The sequence below is a fragment of the Sulfitobacter alexandrii genome (assembly GCF_001886735.1).
Classification (GTDB): domain Bacteria; phylum Pseudomonadota; class Alphaproteobacteria; order Rhodobacterales; family Rhodobacteraceae; genus Sulfitobacter; species Sulfitobacter alexandrii.
The window spans coordinates 3,301,838-3,325,899 of record NZ_CP018076.1 but is presented as its reverse complement, the minus strand read 5'-3'; the positions used below and the strand labels follow the sequence as shown (position 1 = coordinate 3,325,899).

19 protein-coding genes, 4 tRNA genes, 3 rRNA genes and 1 pseudogene are annotated in these 24,062 nt (G+C 60.9%); 17 read left to right on the top strand and 10 right to left on the bottom strand.

Annotation, left to right across the window (positions count from 1 at the left end; translation table 11 throughout):
- Positions 1-24: 24 nt before the first annotated feature.
- A complete protein-coding gene (gene yghU, locus BOO69_RS16270; protein WP_071973114.1) occupies positions 25-894 on the bottom strand; it encodes a glutathione-dependent disulfide-bond oxidoreductase in 870 nt (289 codons plus the stop codon).
- A 98-nt stretch (positions 895-992) separates the two neighbouring features.
- Between yghU and BOO69_RS16265 the strand changes: the two genes are divergently transcribed.
- Positions 993-1,571, top strand: a complete 579-nt coding sequence (locus tag BOO69_RS16265; RefSeq protein WP_083545549.1) for a hypothetical protein — start codon at positions 993-995, stop codon at positions 1,569-1,571.
- Positions 1,572-1,628: 57 nt separating this feature from the next.
- On the opposite strand, the gene ykgO is transcribed toward BOO69_RS16265, so the two are convergent.
- Entirely contained in the window at positions 1,629-1,754 is a 126-nt protein-coding gene (ykgO, locus tag BOO69_RS23710) for a type B 50S ribosomal protein L36 (protein ID WP_005850168.1), read from the bottom strand.
- 89 nt (positions 1,755-1,843) lie between these two features.
- Positions 1,844-1,918: transfer RNA gene (locus BOO69_RS16255), tRNA-Val, on the bottom strand.
- Between the two features lie 150 nt (positions 1,919-2,068).
- Here BOO69_RS16255 and BOO69_RS16250 point away from each other — a divergent pair.
- A complete protein-coding gene (locus tag BOO69_RS16250; RefSeq protein ID WP_071973876.1) occupies positions 2,069-2,929 on the top strand; it encodes an N-formylglutamate amidohydrolase in 861 nt (286 codons plus the stop codon).
- A 50-nt stretch (positions 2,930-2,979) separates the two neighbouring features.
- Here the strand turns inward: BOO69_RS16250 and BOO69_RS16245 are convergent, their stop codons facing one another.
- Positions 2,980-4,233, bottom strand: coding sequence for a DNA polymerase IV (locus tag BOO69_RS16245; protein WP_071973112.1), 1,254 nt, complete (start codon positions 4,231-4,233; stop codon positions 2,980-2,982).
- 59 nt (positions 4,234-4,292) lie between these two features.
- Between BOO69_RS16245 and BOO69_RS16240 the strand changes: the two genes are divergently transcribed.
- The gene (locus BOO69_RS16240) at positions 4,293-4,721 is read left to right on the top strand and encodes an NUDIX hydrolase (RefSeq protein WP_071973111.1); all 429 of its coding nucleotides are present in this window, start codon (positions 4,293-4,295) and stop codon (positions 4,719-4,721) included.
- A 223-nt stretch (positions 4,722-4,944) separates the two neighbouring features.
- Here the strand turns inward: BOO69_RS16240 and pyrF are convergent, their stop codons facing one another.
- Both pyrF and BOO69_RS16230 read right to left on the bottom strand, forming a co-directional pair.
- Entirely contained in the window at positions 4,945-5,667 is a 723-nt protein-coding gene (gene pyrF, locus BOO69_RS16235) for an orotidine-5'-phosphate decarboxylase (protein WP_071973110.1), read from the bottom strand.
- A gap of 263 nt (positions 5,668-5,930) precedes the next feature.
- The gene (locus tag BOO69_RS16230) at positions 5,931-6,269 is read right to left on the bottom strand and encodes an orotidine 5-phosphate decarboxylase (protein WP_237267501.1); all 339 of its coding nucleotides are present in this window, start codon (positions 6,267-6,269) and stop codon (positions 5,931-5,933) included.
- 373 nt (positions 6,270-6,642) lie between these two features.
- On the opposite strand from BOO69_RS16230, the gene clpB reads away from it, so the two are divergent.
- The gene (gene clpB / locus BOO69_RS16225; RefSeq protein ID WP_071973109.1) at positions 6,643-9,258 is read left to right on the top strand and encodes an ATP-dependent chaperone ClpB; all 2,616 of its coding nucleotides are present in this window, start codon (positions 6,643-6,645) and stop codon (positions 9,256-9,258) included.
- A 96-nt stretch (positions 9,259-9,354) separates the two neighbouring features.
- Here the strand turns inward: clpB and BOO69_RS16220 are convergent, their stop codons facing one another.
- Complete coding sequence (locus BOO69_RS16220; protein ID WP_071973108.1) at positions 9,355-9,834, bottom strand: fasciclin domain-containing protein; 480 nt, start codon at positions 9,832-9,834, stop codon at positions 9,355-9,357.
- 346 nt (positions 9,835-10,180) lie between these two features.
- On the opposite strand from BOO69_RS16220, the gene msrP reads away from it, so the two are divergent.
- From msrP to rrf, 7 genes are all read left to right on the top strand, one after another.
- Positions 10,181-11,089: a protein-methionine-sulfoxide reductase catalytic subunit MsrP gene (msrP, locus tag BOO69_RS16215; RefSeq protein WP_071973107.1), complete on the top strand. Its 909-nt coding sequence runs from the start codon at positions 10,181-10,183 to the stop codon at positions 11,087-11,089.
- Between the two features lie 70 nt (positions 11,090-11,159).
- Positions 11,160-11,774 carry a protein-methionine-sulfoxide reductase heme-binding subunit MsrQ gene (msrQ, locus tag BOO69_RS16210; protein WP_156874953.1) on the top strand — a complete coding sequence of 205 codons (615 nt, stop codon included), beginning with the start codon at positions 11,160-11,162 and terminating at the stop codon, positions 11,772-11,774.
- An 857-nt stretch (positions 11,775-12,631) separates the two neighbouring features.
- Positions 12,632-14,091, top strand: a 16S ribosomal RNA gene (locus BOO69_RS16205).
- A gap of 172 nt (positions 14,092-14,263) precedes the next feature.
- Positions 14,264-14,339: transfer RNA gene (locus BOO69_RS16200), tRNA-Ala, on the top strand.
- Between the two features lie 22 nt (positions 14,340-14,361).
- Positions 14,362-14,438: transfer RNA gene (locus tag BOO69_RS16195), tRNA-Ile, on the top strand.
- A 417-nt stretch (positions 14,439-14,855) separates the two neighbouring features.
- Positions 14,856-17,689 (top strand): 23S ribosomal RNA (locus BOO69_RS16190).
- A gap of 90 nt (positions 17,690-17,779) precedes the next feature.
- Positions 17,780-17,894, top strand: a 5S ribosomal RNA gene (gene rrf / locus BOO69_RS16185).
- The 16S, 23S and 5S rRNA genes sit together here with 2 tRNA genes alongside, the layout of an rRNA operon.
- A 193-nt stretch (positions 17,895-18,087) precedes the next feature.
- Here rrf and BOO69_RS16180 read toward each other — a convergent pair.
- Positions 18,088-18,950 (bottom strand): annotated as a pseudogene (locus BOO69_RS16180) (IS3 family transposase); the annotation flags it as partial.
- A gap of 412 nt (positions 18,951-19,362) precedes the next feature.
- Between BOO69_RS16180 and BOO69_RS16170 the strand changes: the two are divergent.
- The 5 genes from BOO69_RS16170 (at position 19,363) to BOO69_RS16150 (ending at position 22,530) form a co-directional block, all read left to right on the top strand.
- A tRNA-Met gene (locus tag BOO69_RS16170) sits at positions 19,363-19,439 on the top strand.
- Between the two features lie 149 nt (positions 19,440-19,588).
- Positions 19,589-20,062, top strand: coding sequence for a VOC family protein (locus tag BOO69_RS16165; RefSeq protein WP_071973105.1), 474 nt, complete (start codon positions 19,589-19,591; stop codon positions 20,060-20,062).
- Positions 20,063-20,143: 81 nt separating this feature from the next.
- A complete protein-coding gene (locus BOO69_RS16160; RefSeq protein WP_071973104.1) occupies positions 20,144-21,250 on the top strand; it encodes a class II histone deacetylase in 1,107 nt (368 codons plus the stop codon).
- Between the two features lie 9 nt (positions 21,251-21,259).
- Positions 21,260-21,838 (top strand): nitroreductase family protein, encoded by a 579-nt coding sequence (locus BOO69_RS16155; protein ID WP_071973103.1) that lies wholly within the window; start codon positions 21,260-21,262, stop codon positions 21,836-21,838.
- Positions 21,823-22,530 (top strand): EI24 domain-containing protein, encoded by a 708-nt coding sequence (locus BOO69_RS16150; RefSeq protein WP_071973102.1) that lies wholly within the window; start codon positions 21,823-21,825, stop codon positions 22,528-22,530. The genes BOO69_RS16155 and BOO69_RS16150 overlap by 16 nt, the downstream gene beginning before the upstream one ends.
- On the opposite strand, the gene BOO69_RS16145 is transcribed toward BOO69_RS16150, so the two are convergent.
- Both BOO69_RS16145 and mce read right to left on the bottom strand, forming a co-directional pair.
- On the bottom strand, positions 22,490-22,783 hold the full coding sequence (locus tag BOO69_RS16145; protein ID WP_071973101.1) for a DUF1467 family protein: 294 nt from the start codon (positions 22,781-22,783) through the stop codon (positions 22,490-22,492). The genes BOO69_RS16150 and BOO69_RS16145 overlap by 41 nt on opposite strands.
- A 3-nt stretch (positions 22,784-22,786) precedes the next feature.
- The gene (gene mce / locus BOO69_RS16140; protein ID WP_071973100.1) at positions 22,787-23,191 is read right to left on the bottom strand and encodes a methylmalonyl-CoA epimerase; all 405 of its coding nucleotides are present in this window, start codon (positions 23,189-23,191) and stop codon (positions 22,787-22,789) included.
- A gap of 147 nt (positions 23,192-23,338) precedes the next feature.
- Between mce and BOO69_RS16135 the strand changes: the two genes are divergently transcribed.
- The gene (locus tag BOO69_RS16135; protein ID WP_071973099.1) at positions 23,339-24,058 is read left to right on the top strand and encodes a response regulator; all 720 of its coding nucleotides are present in this window, start codon (positions 23,339-23,341) and stop codon (positions 24,056-24,058) included.
- Positions 24,059-24,062: the final 4 nt, after the last annotated feature.

Sequence of the window (24,062 nt, the reverse complement as noted above, 5' to 3'; positions counted from 1 at the left end):
GGCCCAGACCCTTTTTCGAAGTTTTTAGCCCTTGTCGTCCTGCAGCTTGTCCTGCGTCCGGTTCTCGAAGTCGCTGGCGTCATGTCGTTCATGCAATTGCATCGACAGGTCGTCGCCGAAGGCACGATTGACCATGCGGCCCCGCTTGACCGCCGGGCGCGCGTCGATCGCCTCGGCCCAGCGCATGACGTTCTTGTACGATTTGACGTCGAGGAACGTCGCCGCGTCATACAGGCGCCCCAGAACGAGCTGCCCGTACCATGCCCAGATCGCCATGTCGGCGATGGAATAGCTGCCCGCCATCCACTCCTTGTCCGCCAGATGACGGTCCAGAACGTCGAGCTGGCGCTTGGTTTCCATGGTGAAGCGGTCGATGGGATACTTCCATTTTTCCGGCGCATAGGCATAGAAGTGACCAAAGCCGCCGCCGAGGTAGGGCGCACTGCCCATCTGCCAGAAAAGCCAGCTGAACATCTCGGTCCGGTCCGACGGGTTCTCGGGGACGAAGGCACCGAACTTCTCGGCGAGGTGCATCATGATCGACGCCGATTCGAAGACGCGTTGCGGCGTGTCGCCGGAATGATCCATCAGCGCCGGGATCTTGGAATTCGGGTTCACATCGACGAAGCCGGAGCCGAACTGGTTGCCTTCGGAAATGTCGATGATCCAGGCGTCGTATTCCGCACCTGCATGTCCCGCGGCAAGAAGCTCTTCGAACAGGACGGTTACCTTTACCCCGTTGGGCGTGGCGAGCGAGTAGAGCTGAAAGGGGTGCTTGCCGACCGGCAGCTCCTTGTCATGAGTAGGCCCCGCGACAGGACGGTTGATGGATGCGAAGCGGCCGCCGCTTGCTTCGTCCTGTGTCCAGACCTCGGGTGGCGTGTAGGTTGTCATGCGATGACCTTTCCTGTTTGCAGCTATTCTGGCACCCTATTCCTTGTCGCCCCGGTGGCAAGGCCGGGCGAAACCCTTCAACGCGCTGCGAGATCACGATGCCGATGCCTTTTTGCCGATACCTCACCGCGTGCCGCGTTCTTCTGACCGTGATGGTCGCCCTTCTGGCGGCGTCGTCGCGCGCTGCACCCGAACCGGGGCTGATGTGGAACCGGACCGGTCTGCCGGCGGTCTTTCCGCTGCAACTGCGCACACCGCCGGGACTGGACTATCGCGTGATGCTGACCCCGGTCGATGACGATGCGGCGGCGCTTGCAGCCTACGCGCACGGTGGAGAGTTCTTTCGCGTGCTGGTGCCGCCCGGCACCTTCAACGTCTCGATCGCAGCGGGCCGGGAATGGCAGGGGGAGAAGCGCCTTTTCGGGCCGGAAACACGGGTCTTCGACCTTGAAACGCCGCTGACGTTCAGGATCAGGGGCCTCAGCCGGCGGCAGGGTCACGTCATCGACCTGCGCCAGGCCCTGGAGGATGCAGAGGCGATACGCACGGCGCCGCAGGGCCTGTGCCAGACGCTGCGTCTGGCGCCGGAGGATCGGTGGCTCAGCGTGCCGGGCCCGTACCCGGACGGACCGGACGACCGCATCCCGCGCTACGAGGTGCGCCCGCGCCTGTGCTGACCCCAAAGAAAAAGGCTGCCCCGAAGGACAGCCTTGAAATGCAATTGCTGACTGAGTTCAGCCCTGGCGGGCTTTGAACCGGCGCTGCGTCTTGTTGATCACGTAAACGCGGCCTTTGCGACGCACAACGCGGCAATCACGGTGCCGGTTCTTGAGCGAGCGGAGCGAGTTGCGAACTTTCATGTCCATCTCCATCTTTCTGTCTGGCGCGAACCAGCGCCGGGTTGCGGGGCAGCCAGACACGCCGGGGCGGTCGGGCCGGTGAATTTCGGTGGTGGGCGATACTGGGATCGAACCAGTGACCCCTTCGATGTCAACGAAGTGCTCTACCGCTGAGCTAATCACCCACACTGAAACACGGGATACGTACGGCCCCAAAACAAAATGGGGCGCGAGAACCCGCGCCGTGTGGGGTGCTATAAAAGGAGTCGGACACATGATCAAGGGCTTTTGGCATCTCAAGTTTCTGCGCTATGTTCGAACCGAAAGGGGCTGCCATGCCAAAGTCCGCCTACGAAGTTCTGCATCCGGATCGCAACCGGTCCTGCGTGGTCTTTGCCTCGCCCCATTCCGGGCGCGACTATCCCTGGTCCTTTCTGCGCAACACGGTGCTGGACGAACACGCAATCCGGTCCTCGGAAGACGCTTTCGTGGATATGCTGTTCGATTGCGCCCCGCGTTTCGGGGCTGCCTTCATCAAGGCCGGGGCGCCGCGTGCCTTCGTCGATCTGAACCGATCCTCGGACGAACTGGATCCCGCCCTGATAGAAGGCGTGCGTCGGCAGGGGCATAACCCGCGTGTCGCCTCCGGGCTGGGGGTCGTGCCCCGCGTGGTTGCCAACGGGCGGGCGATCTATCGGGGCAAGATCACGCTGCAAGAAGCGCAGCGGCGCATCGACCGGTACTGGCAGCCCTATCACGACATGCTGCAGAAGCTTCTGGATGCCGCGCACCAGCGACACGGGCAGGCGGTCCTTCTGGATTGCCATTCGATGCCGCACGAGGCGATGGACGGCGTGGCGCGGTCGGGCATGCGGCGGCCCGACGTTGTCCTGGGCGACCGCTTTGGCGCCTCCGCCACGGCCGAGGTCGTGGACAGGATCGAGGCGGCCTTTGTCGCCGCCGGTTTCGTTGTCACGCGAAACACGCCGTTTGCCGGTGCCTATATCACGCAGGCCTACGGAAGACCTTCGCGGGGGCAGCACACCGTGCAGGTGGAAATCGACCGCTCTCTTTACATGAACGAAGACCTGATCCGGCCGAACGGCGATTTCGAAGCCATCCGCGCGGCATTGCGACAGGTCGTGAGCGAGATTGCCCAGATCGGCCAGGGCCGGATGCCCCTGGCGGCGGAGTAGCCGTCCGGAACAGGTGCCGTCCCTGCGCACCAGCCGGGCATGGCAACCGCTTAGCGCAGCGCGCGTCCCTTGACGATGGCCTGTTCCCCGAATCGGTTGCGGATGCTGTCGGTGGCGCGTTCGGCGCGGCTGCGCTGGCTGGCCTGCGGGTCGAGCAGATCGCCCGCAAGGTCCGCGCCATCCGGCGTTCCGAGGTCGGAAATGCCGACCCCGATCAGCCGGAAGGGCCCCGGATCGCCCAGCTGATCGAACAGCGCGCGGGCGTGGCGATAGATCCGGTCCGCAAGCTGGGTATGGTCCGGCAGGGACACCCGCCGGGTCAGCGTCTTGAAGTTCGCGCGCTTCAGCTTCAGCGTCACGATACGGCCTGCCATTCCCTTCGCCTTGGCGCGGTCCGCGACCTGTACCGACAACCGCCAGATATGCCCGTCGAGGATGTCCGGATTGCCGGTATCCTCTCCGAAGGTCGTTTCCTTTGAGATGGACTTGACCGGTTCGTGGGCGGAGACCCGGCGGTGGTCCTGTCCGCGGGCGAGGTGCCACAGGCGCTCCCCCATGCCGCCGAAGCGCAGGATCAGGTCGTCCTTTTCCCAGCGCAGAAGGTCCGCGAAGGTGCGTACACCGGCCTTTTCCAGCGCCGCCTGGGTGACGGCACCGACGCCCCAGATCATGCTGACGGGCTTGTTCCGCAGAAAGGCACCGGTTTCGGCGCGCCCGATCACGGAAAAGCCATGCGGCTTGTCGAGGTCGGATGCCACCTTGGCCAGGAACTTGTTGTGGCTCAGTCCGATGGAACCTGTCAGGCCCAGTTCGGTCTTCATCCGGCGCACCAGTCTGGCCAGCATCACGGCGGGGGCGGCGCCGTGCAGCCGGGTGGTGCCGGTCATGTCAAGAAAGGCCTCATCCAGCGAGAGCGGTTCGATCGCCGGTGTCAGATCCTCCATCATGGCGCGAATGGCGCGGGAGGCTTCGACATAGGCGTCCATGCGAGGCTTGATGATGACGGCCTCGGGGCAGAGTTGAAGTGCCTTGAACATCGGCATGGCAGAGCGCACGCCCCTGATGCGGGCCACGTAGCAGGCGGTGGACACCACGCCGCGCCGACCGCCGCCGATGATGACCGGCTTGCCGGCAAGGGCCGGGTTGTCGCGCTTCTCGACCGATGCGTAGAAGGCGTCGCAATCCATGTGGGCGATGGTCAGTTCCATCAATTCCGGGTGGGACAGGATGCGCGGACTGCCGCAGGCGGTGCACCGCGCCACGGCAGGAATTTCTTTCAGGCAATCACGACAGAGGCTCGCCATCTTGGCACACGGATAAGAAGGGTTATCTGCCAATGTAGCGTGTGGGCAAAGGAAAGAACATGGGGCAGGAAGACGCCTTTGACGGTGCCAAGCTCGCGCTTTTCATCGGTGCGAAACTGGTCGTGATCTTGCGGGACGACATTCCGGGGCTGCCTTTTGCAGGGTATTGGGATTTGCCCGGAGGCGGTCGCGAGGGGGCGGAGACTCCGCTCGGCTGCGCCTTGCGGGAATGCCGGGAGGAGCTTGGCCTGCAAGTACCGGAAACGGCGGTCATCTGGCGGCAGGCGTTCCACGAGGACAGGCAGGTGAAGTGGTTTTTCGTGGCGGAGCAGCCCGCGGCGGTCGCAGGGGATATCGTCTTTGGCGATGAGGGGCAGCGGTGGACGCTGATGACGCCGGAAGAGTTTCTGGCGCACCCCAAGGCGGTTCCCGCCTTCCAGGCGCGGCTTCGTCTGTTTCTGGGGCGGAACAGGAGTGAAAAGGCCTGACCATCCTTTTCAAGAAAGCCCCCCGCTCATCCAAGCGGGGGGGAGTTGACGAACTTCAGGAAGAACCAGTTCGTCGGGGAGTATCACCTTCCCCAAGGTACCATGAAGCGGAGGGTTGCACATAGTCGGGAATTCCCGACCTGCCGCCCGCCGGCCCGTTGTTGTCATTTATGTTACAGTCTGCGGTTGAAATCTGTGCAGCCTGCGCTTCGGATTCACGCGGCTAGGTCCTGCCGTTTGGATGGGAAGCCTGGGGGCTTTGCATCTCGGCAAGAATGTCCTCCACCGCCTGGCGTGGATCGGCGGCCTTCCAGACCGGCCGGCCCACGACGACGTGGTCCGCGCCTGAGGCGATGGCCTGGGCGGGCGTCATGATGCGTTTCTGGTCTCCCGCGTCGCTCCCGACGGGCCGGACCCCCGGTGTCACGATCAGTTTGCCAGCCGCTTCCGGCAGCCCGCGCACCAGCGCCGCCTCGTGCGGGGAACAGATGATCCCGTCGGCGCCGGCTTCGAACGCGCGGCCGGCCCTGGCCTGAACGATATCCGCGATGGCGCCTTCGCGCATGAGCGCGCCGTCGAGGTCGGCCCGGTCCAGCGAGGTGAGGATGGTCACCGCAAGGATCTTCGTTTCGCGTGCCGCTGCACCTTCGCGGGCAGCCGAGACGACGTAGGGATCACCGTGAACGGTCAGGAAGTCGAGGTCGAACTGGGCAAGTCCGCGCACCGCCGCTTCGACGGTCGCGCCGATGTCGAACAGTTTCATGTCCAGAAAGATGCGCTTGCCGTGTTCCTGCTTGAGCTCGTTCGCGAGGGCAAGCCCGCCGCCCGTCAGCATGCCGAGGCCGATCTTGTAGAAACCGACAGCGTCGCCAAGCTTTTCCGCCAAGGATAGACCCGAAAGCGCATCGGGTACGTCGAGCGCGACGATGAGACGGTCATCGGTCATCTGGCATTCCTCTCTGGCTTGGACAAACGCCCGGGTCGTAGTCCCTTTGTACGGCGCGTGTCCAGTGAAAAGCGGCACGTCTTCTTCCAGCAGGCGGGCGCGGCACAAAAAAGGCCCGGATCCGCATGTACGGTATCCGGGCCAGTGTATCAGAGACAGTGCAGGCAGGCATTGGTCTCTGAGGGCAGGGTGGCTACGGGACAGAGATGCAGCACCCTGCATTCGCGGTCAGGCAGGTGACGCGCGAAAAACTATGTGTCAGATCAGGCGGCGCGGTTGCCCGGCAGGGCCACAAGGCTTTCAAGCCAGCGACGCGGGTCAAAGCGGGGACGGCCGGCACGCTGCTTGGCGGCGCGAAGCACTTGCTCGGAATACATACCGCCGCCTTTGGCGTCACGGCGCTCCGCCTGCTTGCGCAGCCCTTGGGCCGCCTGCTCGAAAGTCATGGTGATGGGTGCGTTGATTGCGCAGGGATATGTCCTTGTTACGCCGTCGCGGTTCACGGTCACCAATGCCTCGAACGTCTGTTCGGCCGGGTTATAGATCACGTCTGCAAGTTGGATGCTCGAATTCTGCATGGTTATCACCTCAAGGGTCATCATCGTTATGGCATGAAGTCTTTCTTGCTTTCATGAACAACGATTGTGTTGCGAAATGGTTTCATATTTTTCGCTTTCCCTTGTTGGTAAACATAATTTATTTCGTGATTTCAGTCAAGTAGACAGGTATTAAATTTTTCTTGCAGAACTCGGTTTTGCTGATAACCGCCGGATTGTGCAACGAAGTCAGCCTGTTCCGGTAGTGGATGCAGTCCAGCTTTGCCCCAACATGTTGTGGTGGCGACGGGGTGGTAATTCAGGGTCTGACCTCTTGAATACCGGTTCGGTCTCCCCAAATTCAGATCGAGGTCCGACAGGACGTGTGCCGCCAAGCCGGGCACGTCCGCCCACGGACGCTTTACAAAAGGAGAGACCCATGGACTTGAGCAAGTTCACGGAAAGATCGCGCGGCTTCGTTCAGGCGGCGCAGACGATTGCCATTCGCGAAAGTCATCAGCGGCTGGCCCCCGAACACATCCTGAAAGCATTGCTGGACGACGAGCAGGGGTTCGCGTCGAACCTGATTTTGGCTGCCGGCGGGAACGCGCGCCGCGTGACTGAGAACCTTGCACTGGCTTTGGGCAAACTGCCGAAGGTCACCGGCGATGCCGCGCAGGTCTATCTGGACAATACCACCGCCAAGGTGCTGGCCGAAGCCGAGGCGCTTGCCAAGAAGGCGGGCGACAGTTTCGTCCCTGTGGAGCGACTGCTGATGGCGCTTTGCATGGTGAAGTCGCCTGCGAAAACCGCGCTCGAGGCGGGGCAGGTGAGCGCGCAGGCCCTGAATGCGGCCATCAACGATGTGCGCAAGGGGCGTACTGCCGACACGGCCAGCGCAGAGGACGGTTACGAAGCCCTCAAGAAGTACAGCACCGACCTGACCCAGCGGGCCGAGGAAGGCCGGATCGACCCGATCATCGGGCGGGACGAGGAAATTCGTCGCGCGATGCAGGTGCTGTCCCGTCGGACGAAGAACAACCCGGTGCTGATCGGTGAGCCCGGCGTCGGCAAGACGGCCATCGCCGAAGGCCTTGCCTTGCGGATCGTCGACGGCGACGTGCCTGAGAGCCTGCGCAACAAGCGGCTGCTTGCGCTCGACATGGGCGCGCTGATCGCTGGCGCCAAGTACCGCGGCGAGTTCGAGGAGCGGCTGAAGGCTGTGCTGACCGAGGTGACCGAAGCTGCGGGCGAGATCATCCTCTTCATCGACGAGATGCACACGCTGGTGGGCGCGGGCAAGACCGATGGCGCGATGGATGCCTCCAACCTGTTGAAACCTGCGCTTGCACGGGGCGAGCTGCACTGCGTCGGTGCGACCACCCTGGATGAATACCGCAAGTACGTGGAAAAGGACGCGGCCCTGGCCCGTCGCTTCCAGCCGGTCATGGTGCAGGAGCCGACGGTGGAGGACACCGTGTCGATCCTGCGGGGCATCAAGGAGAAGTACGAGCTGCATCACGGCGTTCGGATCAGCGACTCCGCCCTCGTGGCAGCGGCGACGCTCAGCAATCGGTACATCACCGACCGGTTCCTGCCGGACAAGGCGATCGACCTGATGGACGAGGCTGCAAGCCGTCTGCGCATGGAAGTCGACAGCAAGCCCGAGGAGCTCGATGCGCTGGACCGTCAGGTTCTTCAGCTTCAGATCGAAGAGGAAGCACTGAAGCTGGAAGACGACCAGGCGTCGAAAGATCGGCTTGCCACGCTGCAGAAGGACCTTTCCGATCTGCAGGAACGTGCGGCAGAAATGACTGCCGCCTGGCAGGCGGAGCGCGACAAGCTGGCGGGTGCCCGCGACCTCAAGGAAAAGCTGGACCGTGCCCGCGCGGATCTCGACATCGCCAAGCGGGAGGGCAATCTCGCCAAGGCGGGTGAGCTTTCCTATGGCGTGATCCCGCAGCTGGAAAAGGAACTGGAGGCTGCCGAATCCCGTGAGGACGGGATGATGGTCGAAGAGGCCGTGCGCCCCGAGCAGATCGCAAGCGTGGTCGAACGCTGGACCGGTGTGCCCGCAGGCAAGATGCTGGAAGGCGAACGCGACAAGCTGCTGCGCATGGAAGAACAGCTTCATGCCCGCGTGATCGGCCAGGACTCGGCCGTGAAGGCGGTCGCGAATGCGGTACGCCGTGCGCGCGCGGGTCTGAACGACGAAAACCGTCCTCTGGGCAGCTTCCTGTTCCTCGGGCCGACCGGTGTGGGCAAGACCGAACTGACCAAGGCCGTGGCGGAGTTCCTGTTCGACGACGACAACGCGATGGTGCGCATCGACATGTCGGAGTTCATGGAGAAACACTCCGTCGCGCGTCTGATCGGTGCGCCTCCGGGCTATGTCGGATATGACGAGGGTGGCGTTCTGACCGAAGCGGTGCGGCGCCGGCCCTATCAGGTCGTGCTCTTCGACGAGGTCGAAAAGGCGCATCCGGACGTGTTCAACGTTCTGCTTCAGGTGCTGGACGACGGTGTTCTGACCGACGGACAGGGTCACCGGGTCGACTTCAAGCAGACGCTGATCGTTCTGACGTCGAACCTGGGTGCGCAGGCGCTCAGTCAGCTGCCCGAGGGCGGCGACATGGCGCGGGCCAAGCGTGACGTGATGGATGCCGTCCGGGCGCACTTCCGCCCCGAGTTCCTGAACCGGCTGGATGAAACGATCATCTTCGACCGTTTGAGCCGGGAAAACATGACCGGGATCGTGGACGTGCAGCTTCAGCGTCTGCTCAAGCGGCTGGCTGGGCGCAAGATCGTGCTCGACCTCGATGAGGGCGCCAAGAAATGGCTGGGCGACGAGGGGTACGACCCCGTCTTCGGGGCGAGACCTCTCAAGCGGGTCATCCAGCGCACGCTGCAGGATCCGCTGGCCGAGATGATCCTTGCCGGCGACATCCGGGACGGTGACACCATCACCGTGACCGCGGGCGCTGATGGCCTGATCATCGGGGACCGCGTGGCGGCCAGCAACCGGCCCAAGCCGAACGACGCCACGGTTCACTGATCCGGACTGTATATGCGCAAGAAAAAAGGCCGGGGGTTTCCCCGGCCTTTCGTTTTGGCACCTCCCGCCGGGCAGGCGGGAGTGTTTCGCGCCCGTTCAGGGCATCAGCACCTTGTCGATCACGTGGATCACGCCGTTCGATGCCTCGATGTCCGGGGTCGTGACGGTGGCGTCATTCACCATCACGCCGTTGTCGAGGTTGATGGTGACGGTCGAACCTTCGACCGTTTCCGCTTCCATCCCGTTTTCCAGATCGGTGGACATGACCTTGCCCGGCACGACGTGGTAGGTCAGGACGCTGGTCAGCATGTCCTTGTTCTCGGGCAGCAGCAGGGAATCCACCGTACCGTCTTCAAGCGCGGCAAATGCCTCGTCCGTCGGGGCGAACACGGTATAGGGGCCTTCACCTTTCAGCGTTTCCACGAGGCCCGCGGCCTCTGCTGCTGCGAGCAGCGTCGTGAAGTTGCCGGCGTCCGACGCGGTATCCACGAGATCCATGTCCTGGGCCGAGGCGAAGGTGGTCGTGCCGGCCAGTGCGGCTGCGGCGGTCAGTGTCAGTACGGTTCTGCGTAGCATTTCGTTCTCCTCTCTGGTGTCGTTGCTGGTGTCACTGCAACGCTAATGACGCCCAAGATGAGGCTTGCCTGCTGCGGGAAAAGGCGGGGGAATCCCGCCTGTGCGATACTGCCGCGCATTGACCGAAGCGTCGCGGGAACTAAGCCCGATGGTTTTGCCGCGACCACTCAAATCAAAGTGAGAAACGACCGGATTTTCGTGAATGTGCCGTGACCGGCGGCGGGCAAGTGGCGCTGCTGCGCAAGGTGACAATTTGGTGTTTCGCCTGAAATGAAGGGGAAAGTCTTTGGTCCAGGCAGGCAGCAAGCCTACCTATTGCGTAACGGAACGAGTTGAGGAGACCCCAATGGCCCATCGGTGGAAGAACACACTGAAGGAAAGCGACGTCACTCCGGAGAAGGTATACCTGAACCGAAGACAGTTGATGGCGAGTGCCGTGGCGGGTGTCGGTCTGGCCGGGATCGGCGGCCATCGCGCGATGGCGCAGGACGCGCTGGAACCGAACAGCTTCGAAGACATCACGAGCTACAACAACTACTATGAATTCGGCACCGGAAAGGGCGACCCCGCCCGATACGCGGATGCCCTGACCACTGAACCCTGGTCGGTGAAGATCGACGGCCTGGTGGACAAGCCGGGCGACTATGCCTTCGAGGACATCATGAAGGCGATGACGGTCGAGGAGCGTATCTATCGGTTCCGCTGCGTGGAAGCTTGGTCGATGGTCGTTCCCTGGAACGGTTTTGAACTGGCGGACCTGCTCGACATGGCCGGCGTACAGTCGGGGGCGAAGTTCGTTGCCTTTGAAACGGCATTGCGCCCCGACGAGATGCCGGGCGTGAAGTTCCCGGTGCTCGATTGGCCCTACGTCGAAGGACTGCGCCTTGACGAGGCGATGCATCCGCTGACCATCATGGCGACCGGCATCTATGGCAAGGACATCCCGAACCAGAACGGCGCACCGCTGCGGCTGGTGGTGCCGTGGAAGTACGGCTTCAAGTCGATCAAGTCGATCGTCCGGATCTCGCTGACGGACAGCGAACCGCCAACGGCCTGGAACAAGGCCAATCCGCGCGAATACGGGTTCTACAGCAACGTGAACCCCGAGGTCAGCCATCCGCGATGGTCTCAGGCCACCGAGCGGCCGTTGGGTGGGGGGCTCTTTGCCGGCAGGAAGGACACCTTGATGTTCAACGGCTACGGCGACGAGGTTGCCAGCCTGTACGAAGGCATGGACCTGGCGAAGTTCTTCTGATGTCCGGGCAAGGGGAGATAAACTGCGGGCGCGGCGGGCGCGCTGCGCGGACGGACTGCGGAGCGCCCCTGTGAGCGGGATCGTCGACAGGATCAACGGCCTTGCACGGCGCATCCCGACTTGGGTTGTATATAGTGTGTATCTCCTCCCCGCGGTCTGGTTGTTCTACCAGGGGGTAACGGGGGGGCTCGGCCCCGACCCGGTCAAGGCGCTGGAGCACGAGCTGGGAGAGATCGCGCTCCAGCTTCTCATCATCGGCCTCTGCATCACGCCCCTGCGCCGGTTCGTCGGGGTGAACCTGATCCGGTTTCGCCGTGCCATCGGGCTTTTGGCGTTCACCTACGTCACGCTGCACCTGCTGACGTGGGCCTTTCTGGATGTGCAGACCCTGTCGCGGGTGGCAGAAGACATCATAAAGCGGCCCTACATCACCATCGGGATGGCGGCCTTTGTTCTGCTGGTGCCGTTGGCGGCCACCTCGAACAACTGGTCGGTGCGCAAGCTCGGCCCCCGGTGGCGGCAACTGCACAAGCTCACCTATGCCGCCGTGGTTCTGGGCGGCGTACATTACATCTGGCTGGTGAAGGGCATCCAGCTGGAGCCGCTGGTCTACATGGCGGTGATAATGGCGCTCCTCGGTCTGCGCCTTCCGATTCTGGCAAGCAGGCGAGCGTCCCGCAGCTGAACGGCGATTCACCAAGGGCTCGGTTCGCGGACGCGGCGAATCCGGGTCCAGCTGCGGCTTTGGAACGGGCTCAACGCACTTCGGTCGGACATTCTGCGAAAAAGCCTCCCCCGGAATCGGCGAGTCGGACCCGCGATTCCGGTGAATCGCACCCGACTTGGCAGCGGAGTCGCGCATGTGGTGGCGTGAATCGCGGAATCAGCGGCGAAAATGTTGGCGCAAACGGCGTGAGTCTCGGCCCCGGTTGGGGGTAACGCTGTGGATAACGCTATATGTGGGAAATAGGTTGCCAAAGTTGACCCATGGGCAGCGCAAAAAAGCTGCGCAAAAAGCCGGGTTCCCGAAATTTTGTTGATGCAAGCCTATGAAATCATTGAAAAGTGCGGGCCTGTCGCAAAAAATTCGTATTTCCTGAAAAAAGGGGTTGCGGGTACCCGCTACTAACCGTAGAACCCCCCTCACCGGCGGCGCTGAGATGCACCGACGGGGCGCCAGACGGGCCGGACGGAAGCGGAGACGCGGTCGGAGGGTAACGAGGCGGATAAGAAAATCAGAGGTAAGCGAGGCGGGGCGCGCCATGAAGTTAGGGCGCATCTCATTTCGTTTTGTCTCTACGCTCTTTGAAATTGATAGTATCTGAAGAGATATGTGGGCGGTTTGGTTCATTCGATGGATCAACGTCTGTATATCGCGCTCTTAGGCTTCGGCCGATGATGGAGTGTCAGCTTCACTGTTTGTACGGCTTTCGCTACTTTGTAGCTGAAGCACGCAAACAGAGACTGTTCTGCATCTTTCAGTAATGGATGCAGGACGATGTGCAGAGGTTCGACGTCAAGGATATGCTGGTAACAGCATTTCAACTTGAGAGTTTGATCCTGGCTCAGAACGAACGCTGGCGGCAGGCCTAACACATGCAAGTCGAGCGCACCTTCGGGTGAGCGGCGGACGGGTTAGTAACGCGTGGGAACGTACCCTTCTCTACGGAATAGCCATTGGAAACGATGAGTAATACCGTATACGCCCTTCGGGGGAAAGATTTATCGGAGAAGGATCGGCCCGCGTTAGATTAGATAGTTGGTGGGGTAATGGCCTACCAAGTCTACGATCTATAGCTGGTTTTAGAGGATGATCAGCAACACTGGGACTGAGACACGGCCCAGACTCCTACGGGAGGCAGCAGTGGGGAATCTTAGACAATGGGCGAAAGCCTGATCTAGCCATGCCGCGTGTGTGATGAAGGCCCTAGGGTCGTAAAGCACTTTCGCCAGGGATGATAATGACAGTACCTGGTAAAGAAACCCCGGCTAACTCCGTGCCAGCAGCCGCGGTAATACGGAGGGGGTTAGCGTTGTTCGGAATTACTGGGCGTAAAGCGCACGTAGGCGGATCAGAAAGTTGGGGGTGAAATCCCAGGGCTCAACCCTGGAACTGCCTTCAAAACTCCTGGTCTAGAGTTCGAGAGAGGTGAGTGGAATTCCAAGTGTAGAGGTGAAATTCGTAGATATTTGGAGGAACACCAGTGGCGAAGGCGGCTCACTGGCTCGATACTGACGCTGAGGTGCGAAAGTGTGGGGAGCAAACAGGATTAGATACCCTGGTAGTCCACACCGTAAACGATGAATGCCAGTCGTCGGGCAGTATACTGTTCGGTGACACACCTAACGGATTAAGCATTCCGCCTGGGGAGTACGGTCGCAAGATTAAAACTCAAAGGAATTGACGGGGGCCCGCACAAGCGGTGGAGCATGTGGTTTAATTCGAAGCAACGCGCAGAACCTTACCAACCCTTGACATCCTGTGCCACTCCGAGAGATCGGACGTTCCCTTCGGGGACGCAGTGACAGGTGCTGCATGGCTGTCGTCAGCTCGTGTCGTGAGATGTTCGGTTAAGTCCGGCAACGAGCGCAACCCACATCTTTAGTTGCCAGCAGTTCGGCTGGGCACTCTAAAGAAACTGCCCGTGATAAGCGGGAGGAAGGTGTGGATGACGTCAAGTCCTCATGGCCCTTACGGGTTGGGCTACACACGTGCTACAATGGTAGTGACAATGGGTTAATCCCAAAAAGCTATCTCAGTTCGGATTGGGGTCTGCAACTCGACCCCATGAAGTCGGAATCGCTAGTAATCGCGTAACAGCATGACGCGGTGAATACGTTCCCGGGCCTTGTACACACCGCCCGTCACACCATGGGAGTTGGTTCTACCCGACGACGCTGCGCTAACCTTCGGGAGGCAGGCGGCCACGGTAGGATCAGCGACTGGGGTGAAGTCGTAACAAGGTAGCCGTAGGGGAACCTGCGGCTGGATCACCTCCTTTCTAAGGATTTTCCTGGCATCATCGAGCTCGCTCATGATCGTGGAAAACTTAGCAGGACAGTAATCAAAACTGTCCATATCAGGGCATCAACAGATGTCCCTCAGGACCGAGCCGTCCTCATATCTCTTCAGAAAACTAGGTCCCGCGCAACAAGCGCTGGGTTCCAAAGCATGGGGCCTTAGCTCAGCTGGGAGAGCGCCTGATTTGCATTCAGGAGGTCAGGAGTTCGATCCTCCTAGGCTCCACCACTTAGCCTGGTCCCCGAAAGATGGGTCGGTAGCTCAGGTGGTTAGAGCGCACGCCTGATAAGCGTGAGGTCGGAGGTTCAAGTCCTCCTCGACCCACCATCACTTGGCAGAAATGACACGGATTAGATCCGTAAGAACGCTCAGGCGTTCTTACGCGTCCAATCTGGACGAATTGACATCGTAAAGAGAGATACAATAACAACACTGTTTGGTTGTCCCGAGTAAGGGAATGACCTCGGTTTGGTGCTGCGGGCTTCGGTCCGGAGCGAGCGTTTGCAAGGCTGTTTCCTCGGCCGACCGGACGTATGCCTGCCGAAACGAACGTGTTGTCCAAGTCAAGTACACTAACCAGAGGCATGACGCTGCACCCTGCACGGGCTGCGGCTATCAGCGTGTCTCATTGTCCGGGCGCACGCCCGGGCGGGAAAGTATGCTTTTGAACCAGGATAAGGAGGGTCAGTTTCTTACCAGCTTCTGACCGTCGCGCAGGACGCAAGTCTTGCTTTTTCTGGATCAAATCAAGCGCGAAAAGGGCGTTTGGTGAATGCCTTGGCAGTAAGAGGCGATGAAAGACGTGATACTCTGCGATAAGCCATGGGGAGCCGAGAATAGGCCTTGATCCATGGATCTCTGAATGGGGCAACCCACCTGATACTGTGTTATTGTCACCCGCTTCGGCGGCGATCAATAATGCGGTGAAACAGGTATTTCTAGACTGAATACATAGGTTTAGAAAAGCAAACCCGGGGAACTGAAACATCTAAGTACCCGGAGGAAAGGAAATCAATTGATACTCCCCTAGTAGCGGCGAGCGAACGGGGACCAGCCGAGCCATGAGTGTGGTTAGAATGCGTTGGAATGCGCAACCAGAGTGGGTGATAGTCCCGTATAAGAAGCATGATTGGACGTATTAAGTAGGGCGGGACACGTGAAATCCTGTCTGAAGATCGGAGGACCACCTTCGAAGGCTAAGTACTCCTTACTGACCGATAGCGAACCAGTACCGTGAGGGAAAGGTGAAAAGCACCCCGACGAGGGGAGTGAAACAGTACCTGAAACCGAACGCCTACAATCAGTTGGAGGGGCTTTACGCCCTGACAGCGTACCTTTTGTATAATGGGTCATCGACTTGGTCTCACGAGCAAGCTTAAGCCGTTAGGTGTAGGCGCAGCGAAAGCGAGTCTTAATAGGGCGTCGAGTTCGTGGGATCAGACCCGAAACCGAGTGATCTAGGCATGGCCAGGTTGAAGATGAGGTAACACTTATTGGAGGACCGAACCCACATCCGTTGAAAAGGATCGGGATGAGCTGTGCCTAGGGGTGAAAGGCCAATCAAACTCGGAGATAGCTGGTTCTCTGCGAAATCTATTTAGGTAGAGCGTCATCCGAATACCCTCGGGGGTAGAGCACTGGATGGGTAATGGGGCCCCACAGGCTTACTGATCCTAACCAAACTCCGAATACCGAGGAGTACTAGATGGCAGACACACGGCGAATGCTAACGTCCGTCGTGAAGAGGGAAACAACCCTGACCTCCAGCTAAGGCCCCTAATTCATGGCTAAGTGGGAAAGCAGGTGAGACGGCCAAAACAACCAGGAGGTTGGCTTAGAAGCAGCCATCCTTTAAAGATAGCGTAACAGCTCACTGGTCTAATCAAGCTGTCTTGCGGCGAAGATGTAACGGGGCTCAAGCCATGAGCCGAAGCTGAGGATGCACTAGTTGCATGGTAGCAGAGCGTAGTGTGACATAATTCCATGTCTCCTTACTCCCCTCGGGGATATTGGAGACGCGGAGTTTTCTGTGAAGCCGGCGCGTGAGCGATCCGGTGGAGAGATCACTAGTGAGAATGATGACATGAGTAGCGACAAAGAGTGTGAGAGACACTCTCGCCGAAAGTCCAAGGGTTCCTGCTTAAAGCTAATCTGAGCAGGGTAAGCCGACCCCTAAGGCGAGGCCGAAAGGCGTAGTCGATGGGAACCAGGTTAATATTCCTGGGCCAGATGGAAGTGACGGATCTCGAGGGTAGTTCATCCTTACTGGATTGAATGGGCTGCTTAGAGGTCCCTGGAAATAGCTCCATCGCTAGATCGTACCCTAAACCGACACAGGTGGACTGGTAGAGAATACCAAGGCGCTTGAGAGAACTATGTTGAAGGAACTCGGCAAAATACCTCCGTAAGTTCGCGAGAAGGAGGCCCGGTTCCTAGGCAACTAGGGGCTGGGGGCACAAACCAGGGGGTGGCGACTGTTTATTAAAAACACAGGGCTCTGCGAAGTCGCAAGACGACGTATAGGGTCTGACGCCTGCCCGGTGCCTGAAGGTTAAAAGGAGGGGTGAGAGCTCTGAATTGAAGCCCAGGTAAACGGCGGCCGTAACTATAACGGTCCTAAGGTAGCGAAATTCCTTGTCGGGTAAGTTCCGACCTGCACGAATGGCGTAACGACTTCCCCGCTGTCTCCAACATAGACTCAGCGAAATTGAATTACCTGTCAAGATGCAGGTTTCCCGCGGTTAGACGGAAAGACCCCGTGCACCTTTACTACAGCTTCACACTGGCATTAGGCCGAACATGTGCAGGATAGGTGGTGGGCTTTGAAACCGGGACGCCAGTCTCGGTGGAGCCTCCCTTGAGATACCACCCTTGTTCTGCTTGATGTCTAACCGCGGTCCGTTATCCGGATCCGGGACCCTGTGTGGCGGGTAGTTTGACTGGGGCGGTCGCCTCCTAAATCGTAACGGAGGCGCGCGAAGGTTGGCTCAGAGCGGTCGGAAATCGCTCGTTGAGTGCAATGGCAGAAGCCAGCCTGACTGCGAGACTGACAAGTCGAGCAGAGTCGAAAGACGGCCATAGTGATCCGGTGGTCCCAAGTGGGAGGGCCATCGCTCAACGGATAAAAGGTACGCCGGGGATAACAGGCTGATACTGCCCAAGAGTCCATATCGACGGCAGTGTTTGGCACCTCGATGTCGGCTCATCTCATCCTGGGGCTGGAGCAGGTCCCAAGGGTACGGCTGTTCGCCGTTTAAAGAGGTACGTGAGCTGGGTTTAGAACGTCGTGAGACAGTTCGGTCCCTATCTTCCGTGGGTGTAGGATACTTGAGAGGAGTTGCCCCTAGTACGAGAGGACCGGGGTGAACGATCCACTGGTGGACCTGTTGTTGCGCCAGCAGCAGTGCAGGGTAGCTATGATCGGACAGGATAACCGCTGAAGGCATCTAAGCGGGAAGCCCCCCTCAAAACAAGGTATCCCTGAGAGCCGAGGTAGACCACCTCGTCGATAGGCCAGAGATGTAAGCGTGGTAACACGTTCAGTTGACTGGTACTAATTGCTCGATAGGCTTGATTTGATCCAGTAGAAGCGAGACTTCTGCTTATCAATCAAAAGCATACACATCATGTTACTGTGCATGACTTGGACACTCAGAGGATTTGTTTGGTTTGGTGATCATAGCGCGAGCAAAACACCTGGTCCCATCCCGAACCCAGCCGTTAAGTGCCGTAGCGCCGATGGTACTGCGTCTCAAGACGTGGGAGAGTAGGTCATCGCCAAACCTAACAAGTCCTCTGATCCGTATCTCTCTTCGATGACACCCCATACCTCCTCACAACACCGCACCCCAAGTACAGACCCGTCGGCGCAGCTGCTCGCCAAGCGTATCCGCTGACCCGGTTCTGCGATCAGGCAGATGCCGCGTGGGGCAGAATATAAGGGATGCCCTCGACCGGCGGCGGGCTCGAGACCCTTGACCTTACGGTCCTCCTGCCACGTCAGGATGGCATTCGAAGTCAGCTCAGTCCCGTTGTCGCTGACCACCATGCAGGGATGACCTCTGACCTCGGCGATCCGGTCCAGCTCTCGGGCGAGGCGGTGGCCGGAGAGCGAGGTGTCGACGACGGTCGCCAGGCATTCGCGGCTGAAGTCGTCGATCACGCACAGGATGCCGAAGCGGCGGCCATCGCTCAGACTGTCCGAGACGAAGTCCAGAGACCAGCGCTGGTTCGGCCCTTGGGGGATCGCCATTGGCGCCCTGGTTGCCAATGCCCGCTTGCGACCGCCCCGTTTACGGACTGTTAGGCCTTCTTCCCGGTAGAGCCGGTAGAGCTTCTTCCAGTTCAGCGCCCAGCCTTCCCGCCGCAACAGGATGTGCAGACGCCGATAGCCAAACCTTCGCCTCTCGCCGGACAGTTCCCGCAGCCGCTCGCGCAACTCTCGGTCCTCCGGCCTGGTCGGCTGCCGCCGATACACGCGCGGGTCGATCCCGGCCAGGGCACAGGCCCGCCGCTGCGAATAGCTCTTTTCCTTGATGGCCCAATCCGCGGCACGCCGCCTCGAACCGGGCCTCAGAAGTTTTTTCCCAGCATCTCCTTCAGCGCCGCGACATCGAGCATCTGCTCTGCCAGCATCTTCTTCAGTTTCGCGTTCTCGGCCTCCAGCGCCTTCAGCCGCCGGGCGTACGACACCTCCATGCCGCCATATCTCGAGCGCCACTTGTAGAAGGTTGCGTCGCTGATGCCGTGCTTGCGGCACAGCTCCTTCGCGCCCAGCCCGGCCTGATGCTCCTTCAGGATGCCAATGATCTGCTCTTCGCTGAACCGGCTTCTCTTCATCGTCTGTCTCCTCGTTAGAAGAACAGGCTAACTTCAAACCGCGGACTTTTCAGGGGAGCAGGTCACCCGCAGGGCGCAGCCATAGGCGCGTGAAAGGACATCACGCGAAAGCCCCCCTCGTCTCAACGAGTGATCCGGGGAGGAATGCCCCGCAATCTCATTTAAATTGATCCCATTGCGACCCCGTTCTGGTGACGCGTTGAGTCGCCGGCGACCATCCACGCCTCCGGTATCCCTTCCGTTTAGACCGCTACCGCCGCCAGTGAGCCCGAATGGCCCGGCAGTTGCCGGCTCGTCGGTCCGATCTGGGGGGCTCTCCACAAGCAACTGATTTTGAGAAGAAAAAAATCCTAATTTTTCACCGCTGCCCCCTTGCTGTTCCGCCGAATCCGGCGTAGACAACGGTTCTTGGCGCGGGATGGAGCAGCCCGGTAGCTCGTCAGGCTCATAACCTGAAGGTCGTAGGTTCAAATCCTACTCCCGCAACCAAGACAATCACCGAACACCTCGCAACGCTACCCCGGTCCTGCGGCGCCCGGGGTGCGGTGGCGCATTTTTGCACGGTGTCCCTGCATTTCGGGGACTCGTGGTTCCGGCGTTCCCGTCCTACCTTTCTTGGACACAGGAAAGGGGCCAATATGCCGGATCATGCCACCATCGGTCACGTTCACCTTCGGGTCAGCGACCTCGATCGCGCCATCGCGTTCTACCGCGACATTCTGGGGTTTGAGGTGACCCAGAAGTACGGAAACCAGGCCGCGTTTCTGTCCGCGGGCGGTTATCACCACCATATCGGGCTCAACACCTGGGAAAGCAGGGGGGCGTCCGCGCCGCCGCCGGGTCATACGGGCCTGTACCATGCTGCATTCATCTATCCCGATCGGCGTAGCCTTGCGGTGGTCCTGAAGCGGATCGTGCTGGCCGGCATTCCGCTCGAAGGGGCGGCCGACCACGGGGTGAGCGAAGCGATCTATCTGCGCGACCCGGACGACAACGGGGTCGAGATCTACCGCGACCGGCCCGAAGGGGATTGGCCCCGGGATGCTGACGGGGCCTTGCGGATGGTCAACGACAGGTTGGATCTCGACGCCTTGCTGAAAGAGGCGTCCTGAGCCGGGCAACGTCTTTCCTGCAATGGACAATCATGGCGGGCTGCGTCAGGTTCTGCGCAAAGCGCGAGACGGAGGAACACCATGGCAACAGGATTTTACTGGGATGAACGCTGTTTCTGGCACGCAGGCGGCAATTATGCCCTGACCCTTCCCGTTGGGGGCCTGGTGCAACCACAGGTCAGCGGCGGTTTGCCCGAAAGCCCGGAAACCAAGCGACGTCTCAAGAACCTGATGGATGTCACGGGGCTCAGCGCGGAGCTGGACCAGCGCAGCGCCGCCCCGGCGGATCGGGAAACGCTGGAGCGCGTGCACCCCGCGTCATATCTCGACGCGTTCAAGGACCTGTCCGAAGCCCACGGGGGAGAGATCGGTCATCACGCCCCCTTCGGCCGGGGCGGCTTCGAAATTGCCGCGCTGTCCGCCGGGCTTGCCTGCGCCGCTGTCCATGACGTCGCGAAGGGTACGCTGGCCAACGCCTATGCGCTGACCCGACCACCGGGCCATCACTGCGAGCCCGCCGCGCCGATGGGGTTCTGTCTGCTGGCCAATATCGCCATCGCGATTGAGGCCGCGCTTGCGGACAATCTGGTCAAGCGGGTCGCGGTGCTGGACTGGGACGTGCACCACGGCAACGGGACGGAAAAGATCTTCTACGACCGGGACGACGTCCTCACCATCTCGTTCCATCAGGAAGGGAACTATCCCCCAACGTCGGGCGGCATCGAGGATCGGGGAAAAGGTGCGGGTGAGGGCGCCAACATCAACTTGCCGATGCACGCGGGTTCCGGGCACACGGCCTACCTGCACGCGGTGGAGCGGGTCGCCATTCCCGCGCTGGAGGCTTTCAGACCCGACATCATCATCGTCGCCTGCGGCTTCGACGCGTCCATGGTGGACCCCCTCGCGCGGATGCAGGCCACCTCGGCGACCTACGCGGGCATGACCCAAAGGATCAAGGATGCGGCGGACCGCCTCTGCCAGGGGCGGCTGGTGCTGGTCCACGAAGGCGGTTATTCCGAAGCCTACGTGCCGTTCTGCGGCCATGCCACGATCGCGACACTCGCGGGCAGTGCCGTTGCGGCACCCGATCCGATGTTGCCATCATTCGACATCCGCCAGCCTTCGCCAGCCTTCGATGCCTTCCTGCGCCGGTCCATCGATGACATGGCTGCCAAACTCGGACTTTGAGGAGCGAACATGCCAGACGCCAATCCCGAAGCGGTGAAGTTCCTGCAGACCCGCCGGTCTCGACCGGCCAAGACGCTTGGTCAGCCGGTTCCTGACCGGGCCAGCCTCGTGCCGTTGCTGACGGCCGCGGCACGGACGCCGGATCATGGCAAGCTGGAGCCCTGGCGATTCATCGTGCTCGACCGGCGAGCGATGGAAAGGCTGTCTTCCGTGGTCGATGTACGGGGCGCCGCGCTGGACCTGCCGGCGGAGGAGATCGCCAAGGGACGCAGCCAGTTCGACGAGGGGCAGCTGGCGGTCGCGGTCATCGAGGTTCAAAAGCCGTCGGACAAGATCCCGGCGATAGAACAGACCTATTCTGCCGGCGCGGTCTGCCTCGCACTTCTGAACGCCGCCCTGGCGAGTGGCTGGGGCGCCAACTGGCTTTCCGGCTGGCCGTCCCATGATCGCGGGTTCATGCGCGAGGGGCTGGGGCTGGAGGACCACGAACGGATCGCGGGAATAATCCATATCGGAACCGAAAAAGCTACCCCGCCGGACCGCCCGCGCCCCGACATCGAAAGCATCACGACATGGCCATCGGACTGATTTTCGACGCTTTCTTTCGCGCCATCGGGCAAATCGGCGACCCCCGGTTCCGTCGGGTTTTCCTTCTGGGGGTGGTGTTGTCGCTCGTCCTGCTGATCGGGTTCACGGCGGGTTTCACCTGGCTGATCGAGACATACACCCCCGACGAGGTCTGGCTTCCGATACTGGGCGATGTGCAGTGGATCGATGACCTGCTGTCCTGGGGGGCGGCGTTCCTGCTGCTGGGGCTTTCGGTGTTCCTGATGATCCCGGTTGCCTCGGCCATCACGTCGCTGTTTCTGGACGAGGTGGCAGACGCGGTGGAGGCGCGGCACTATCCCGATCTCCCCCCGGCGGAATCGGCCTCTTTCGGCGAGGCATTGCTCGATACGATCAACTTTCTCGGCGTGTTGCTGGTCGCGAATATCTTCGCGATCGTTCTCTACGTGATGTTCCCGCCGCTGGCTCCCGTGATCTTCTGGGCGATGAACGGCTTCCTGCTGGGGCGCGAATATTTCACGATGGTCGCGATCCGTTGGGTCGGGCGGGTCGAGGCGCGTGCCCTGCGGAGAGAGCATCTTGCCACGATCTGGGTTGCCGGCACGCTTATGGCGGTGCCTCTATCCGTGCCGCTCCTGAACCTGGTGATCCCGATACTGGGGGCCGCGACGTTCACCCATCTGTACCACGGCCTGACCAGGCACCGGCCCTGAACCAGCTTTCCACGTCGTCCACGCTGATCCAATCCGACAGGATCACAGTGGCGGCCATGGCCCAGATCACGGCGGCCACAAGGGTGGTCCAAAGCGCCTTCTTCTTCAGGTGATGGTGCTCCGGCGCTCCGGCATGGGTGCCCGGCACGATGTCCTGCAGGTCGCCCTGGGTCTGAACCCGGATCGGCAGGGCGATCAGGAAGGTCAGCGACCAGATCACGGCATAGAGCACAAGGCCCGATACGATACCCATGGTTCAGACCTGTTCCAGTTCGACCAGCGCGCCGTTGAAATCCTTCGGGTGAAGGAACAGGACGGGCTTGCCATGCGCGCCGATCTTGGGCTCGCCTGTGCCAAGCACGCGCGCGCCCGTGGATTTCAGGTGATCGCGGGCGGCGATGATGTCGTCGACCTCGTAGCAGATATGGTGGATGCCGCCCGAGGGATTCTTGTCGAGGAAACCCTGGATCGGGGAGTTCTCGCCCAGTGGATAAAGCAGCTCGATCTTGGTGTTCGGCAGCTCGATGAAAATTACCGTCACGCCGTGGTCGGGCTCGTCCTGCGCCGGGCCCACGTTGGCACCCAATGCGTTGCGGTACTGCTCCGCCGCGGCCTCGAGGTCCGGAACAGCGATGGCCACGTGGTTCAAACGTCCGATCATGATGACTCCTTCCGATGTGTCACCGCGTTATGACTCCTCCCTTCTCCGAGGGCAATGTGACACCTGCGCGCGCGGTTCCGGATCGGATTAACGGCGCGTTAGGCATCCTTGGCTACGGTCCGACTCGCCACCGCAGGGGAGACGACAATGGACGATACCGATCCTTTTTCCGCGCAGCTTCCGCAACCCACCGGCGCGCGACCACTTCTTGGCCTCACCGTTCTGGTGATCGAGGACAGCAGGTACGCCTGCGAGGCGATGCGCCTTCTGTGCCTGCGGTCCGGCGCACGCATCCGGCGGGCGGATTGCCTGCGCTCGGCCCGGCGCCACCTGCAGGTCTATCGGCCCTCCGTCGTCGTGATCGACCTGGGCCTGCCCGACGGCAGCGGTATCGACCTGATTTCGGAACTGGCAAGCGGTACCCCGCGCATCGAGGCGCTTCTGGCCGTGTCGGGGGATGCGCATCTCGAGGCGGACGCGCTCGCCGCCGGCGCGGATGGTTTCCTCGCCAAGCCGATCCTGTCAATCGCCACTTTCCAGTCAAAGCTTCTATCGCTGTTGCCGGATGATCGTCAGCCCCCGGGGCCGCGCCTGCTCGACACCTCCGGTGTCACGCCCGACCGCATGGCCTTTCAGGATGATATCGCCCATATCGCCGAAGTGCTCGAGCGATGGCCCGATCCCCGATCGCTGGATTACGCCACCCAGTTCCTGACCGGCGTGGCACGGCTGGCGGGCGACAAGAAGCTGGAGGACGCAGCGGTCGCTCTCGCGGCAAAGCGTGCTTTGGGCGAGGCTGCCCGCTCAGAAACCGCAACGCTGGCGGGGATGCTGCAAGAGCGTATGTCGGAAAAGGTTGCAATCTAGCGAA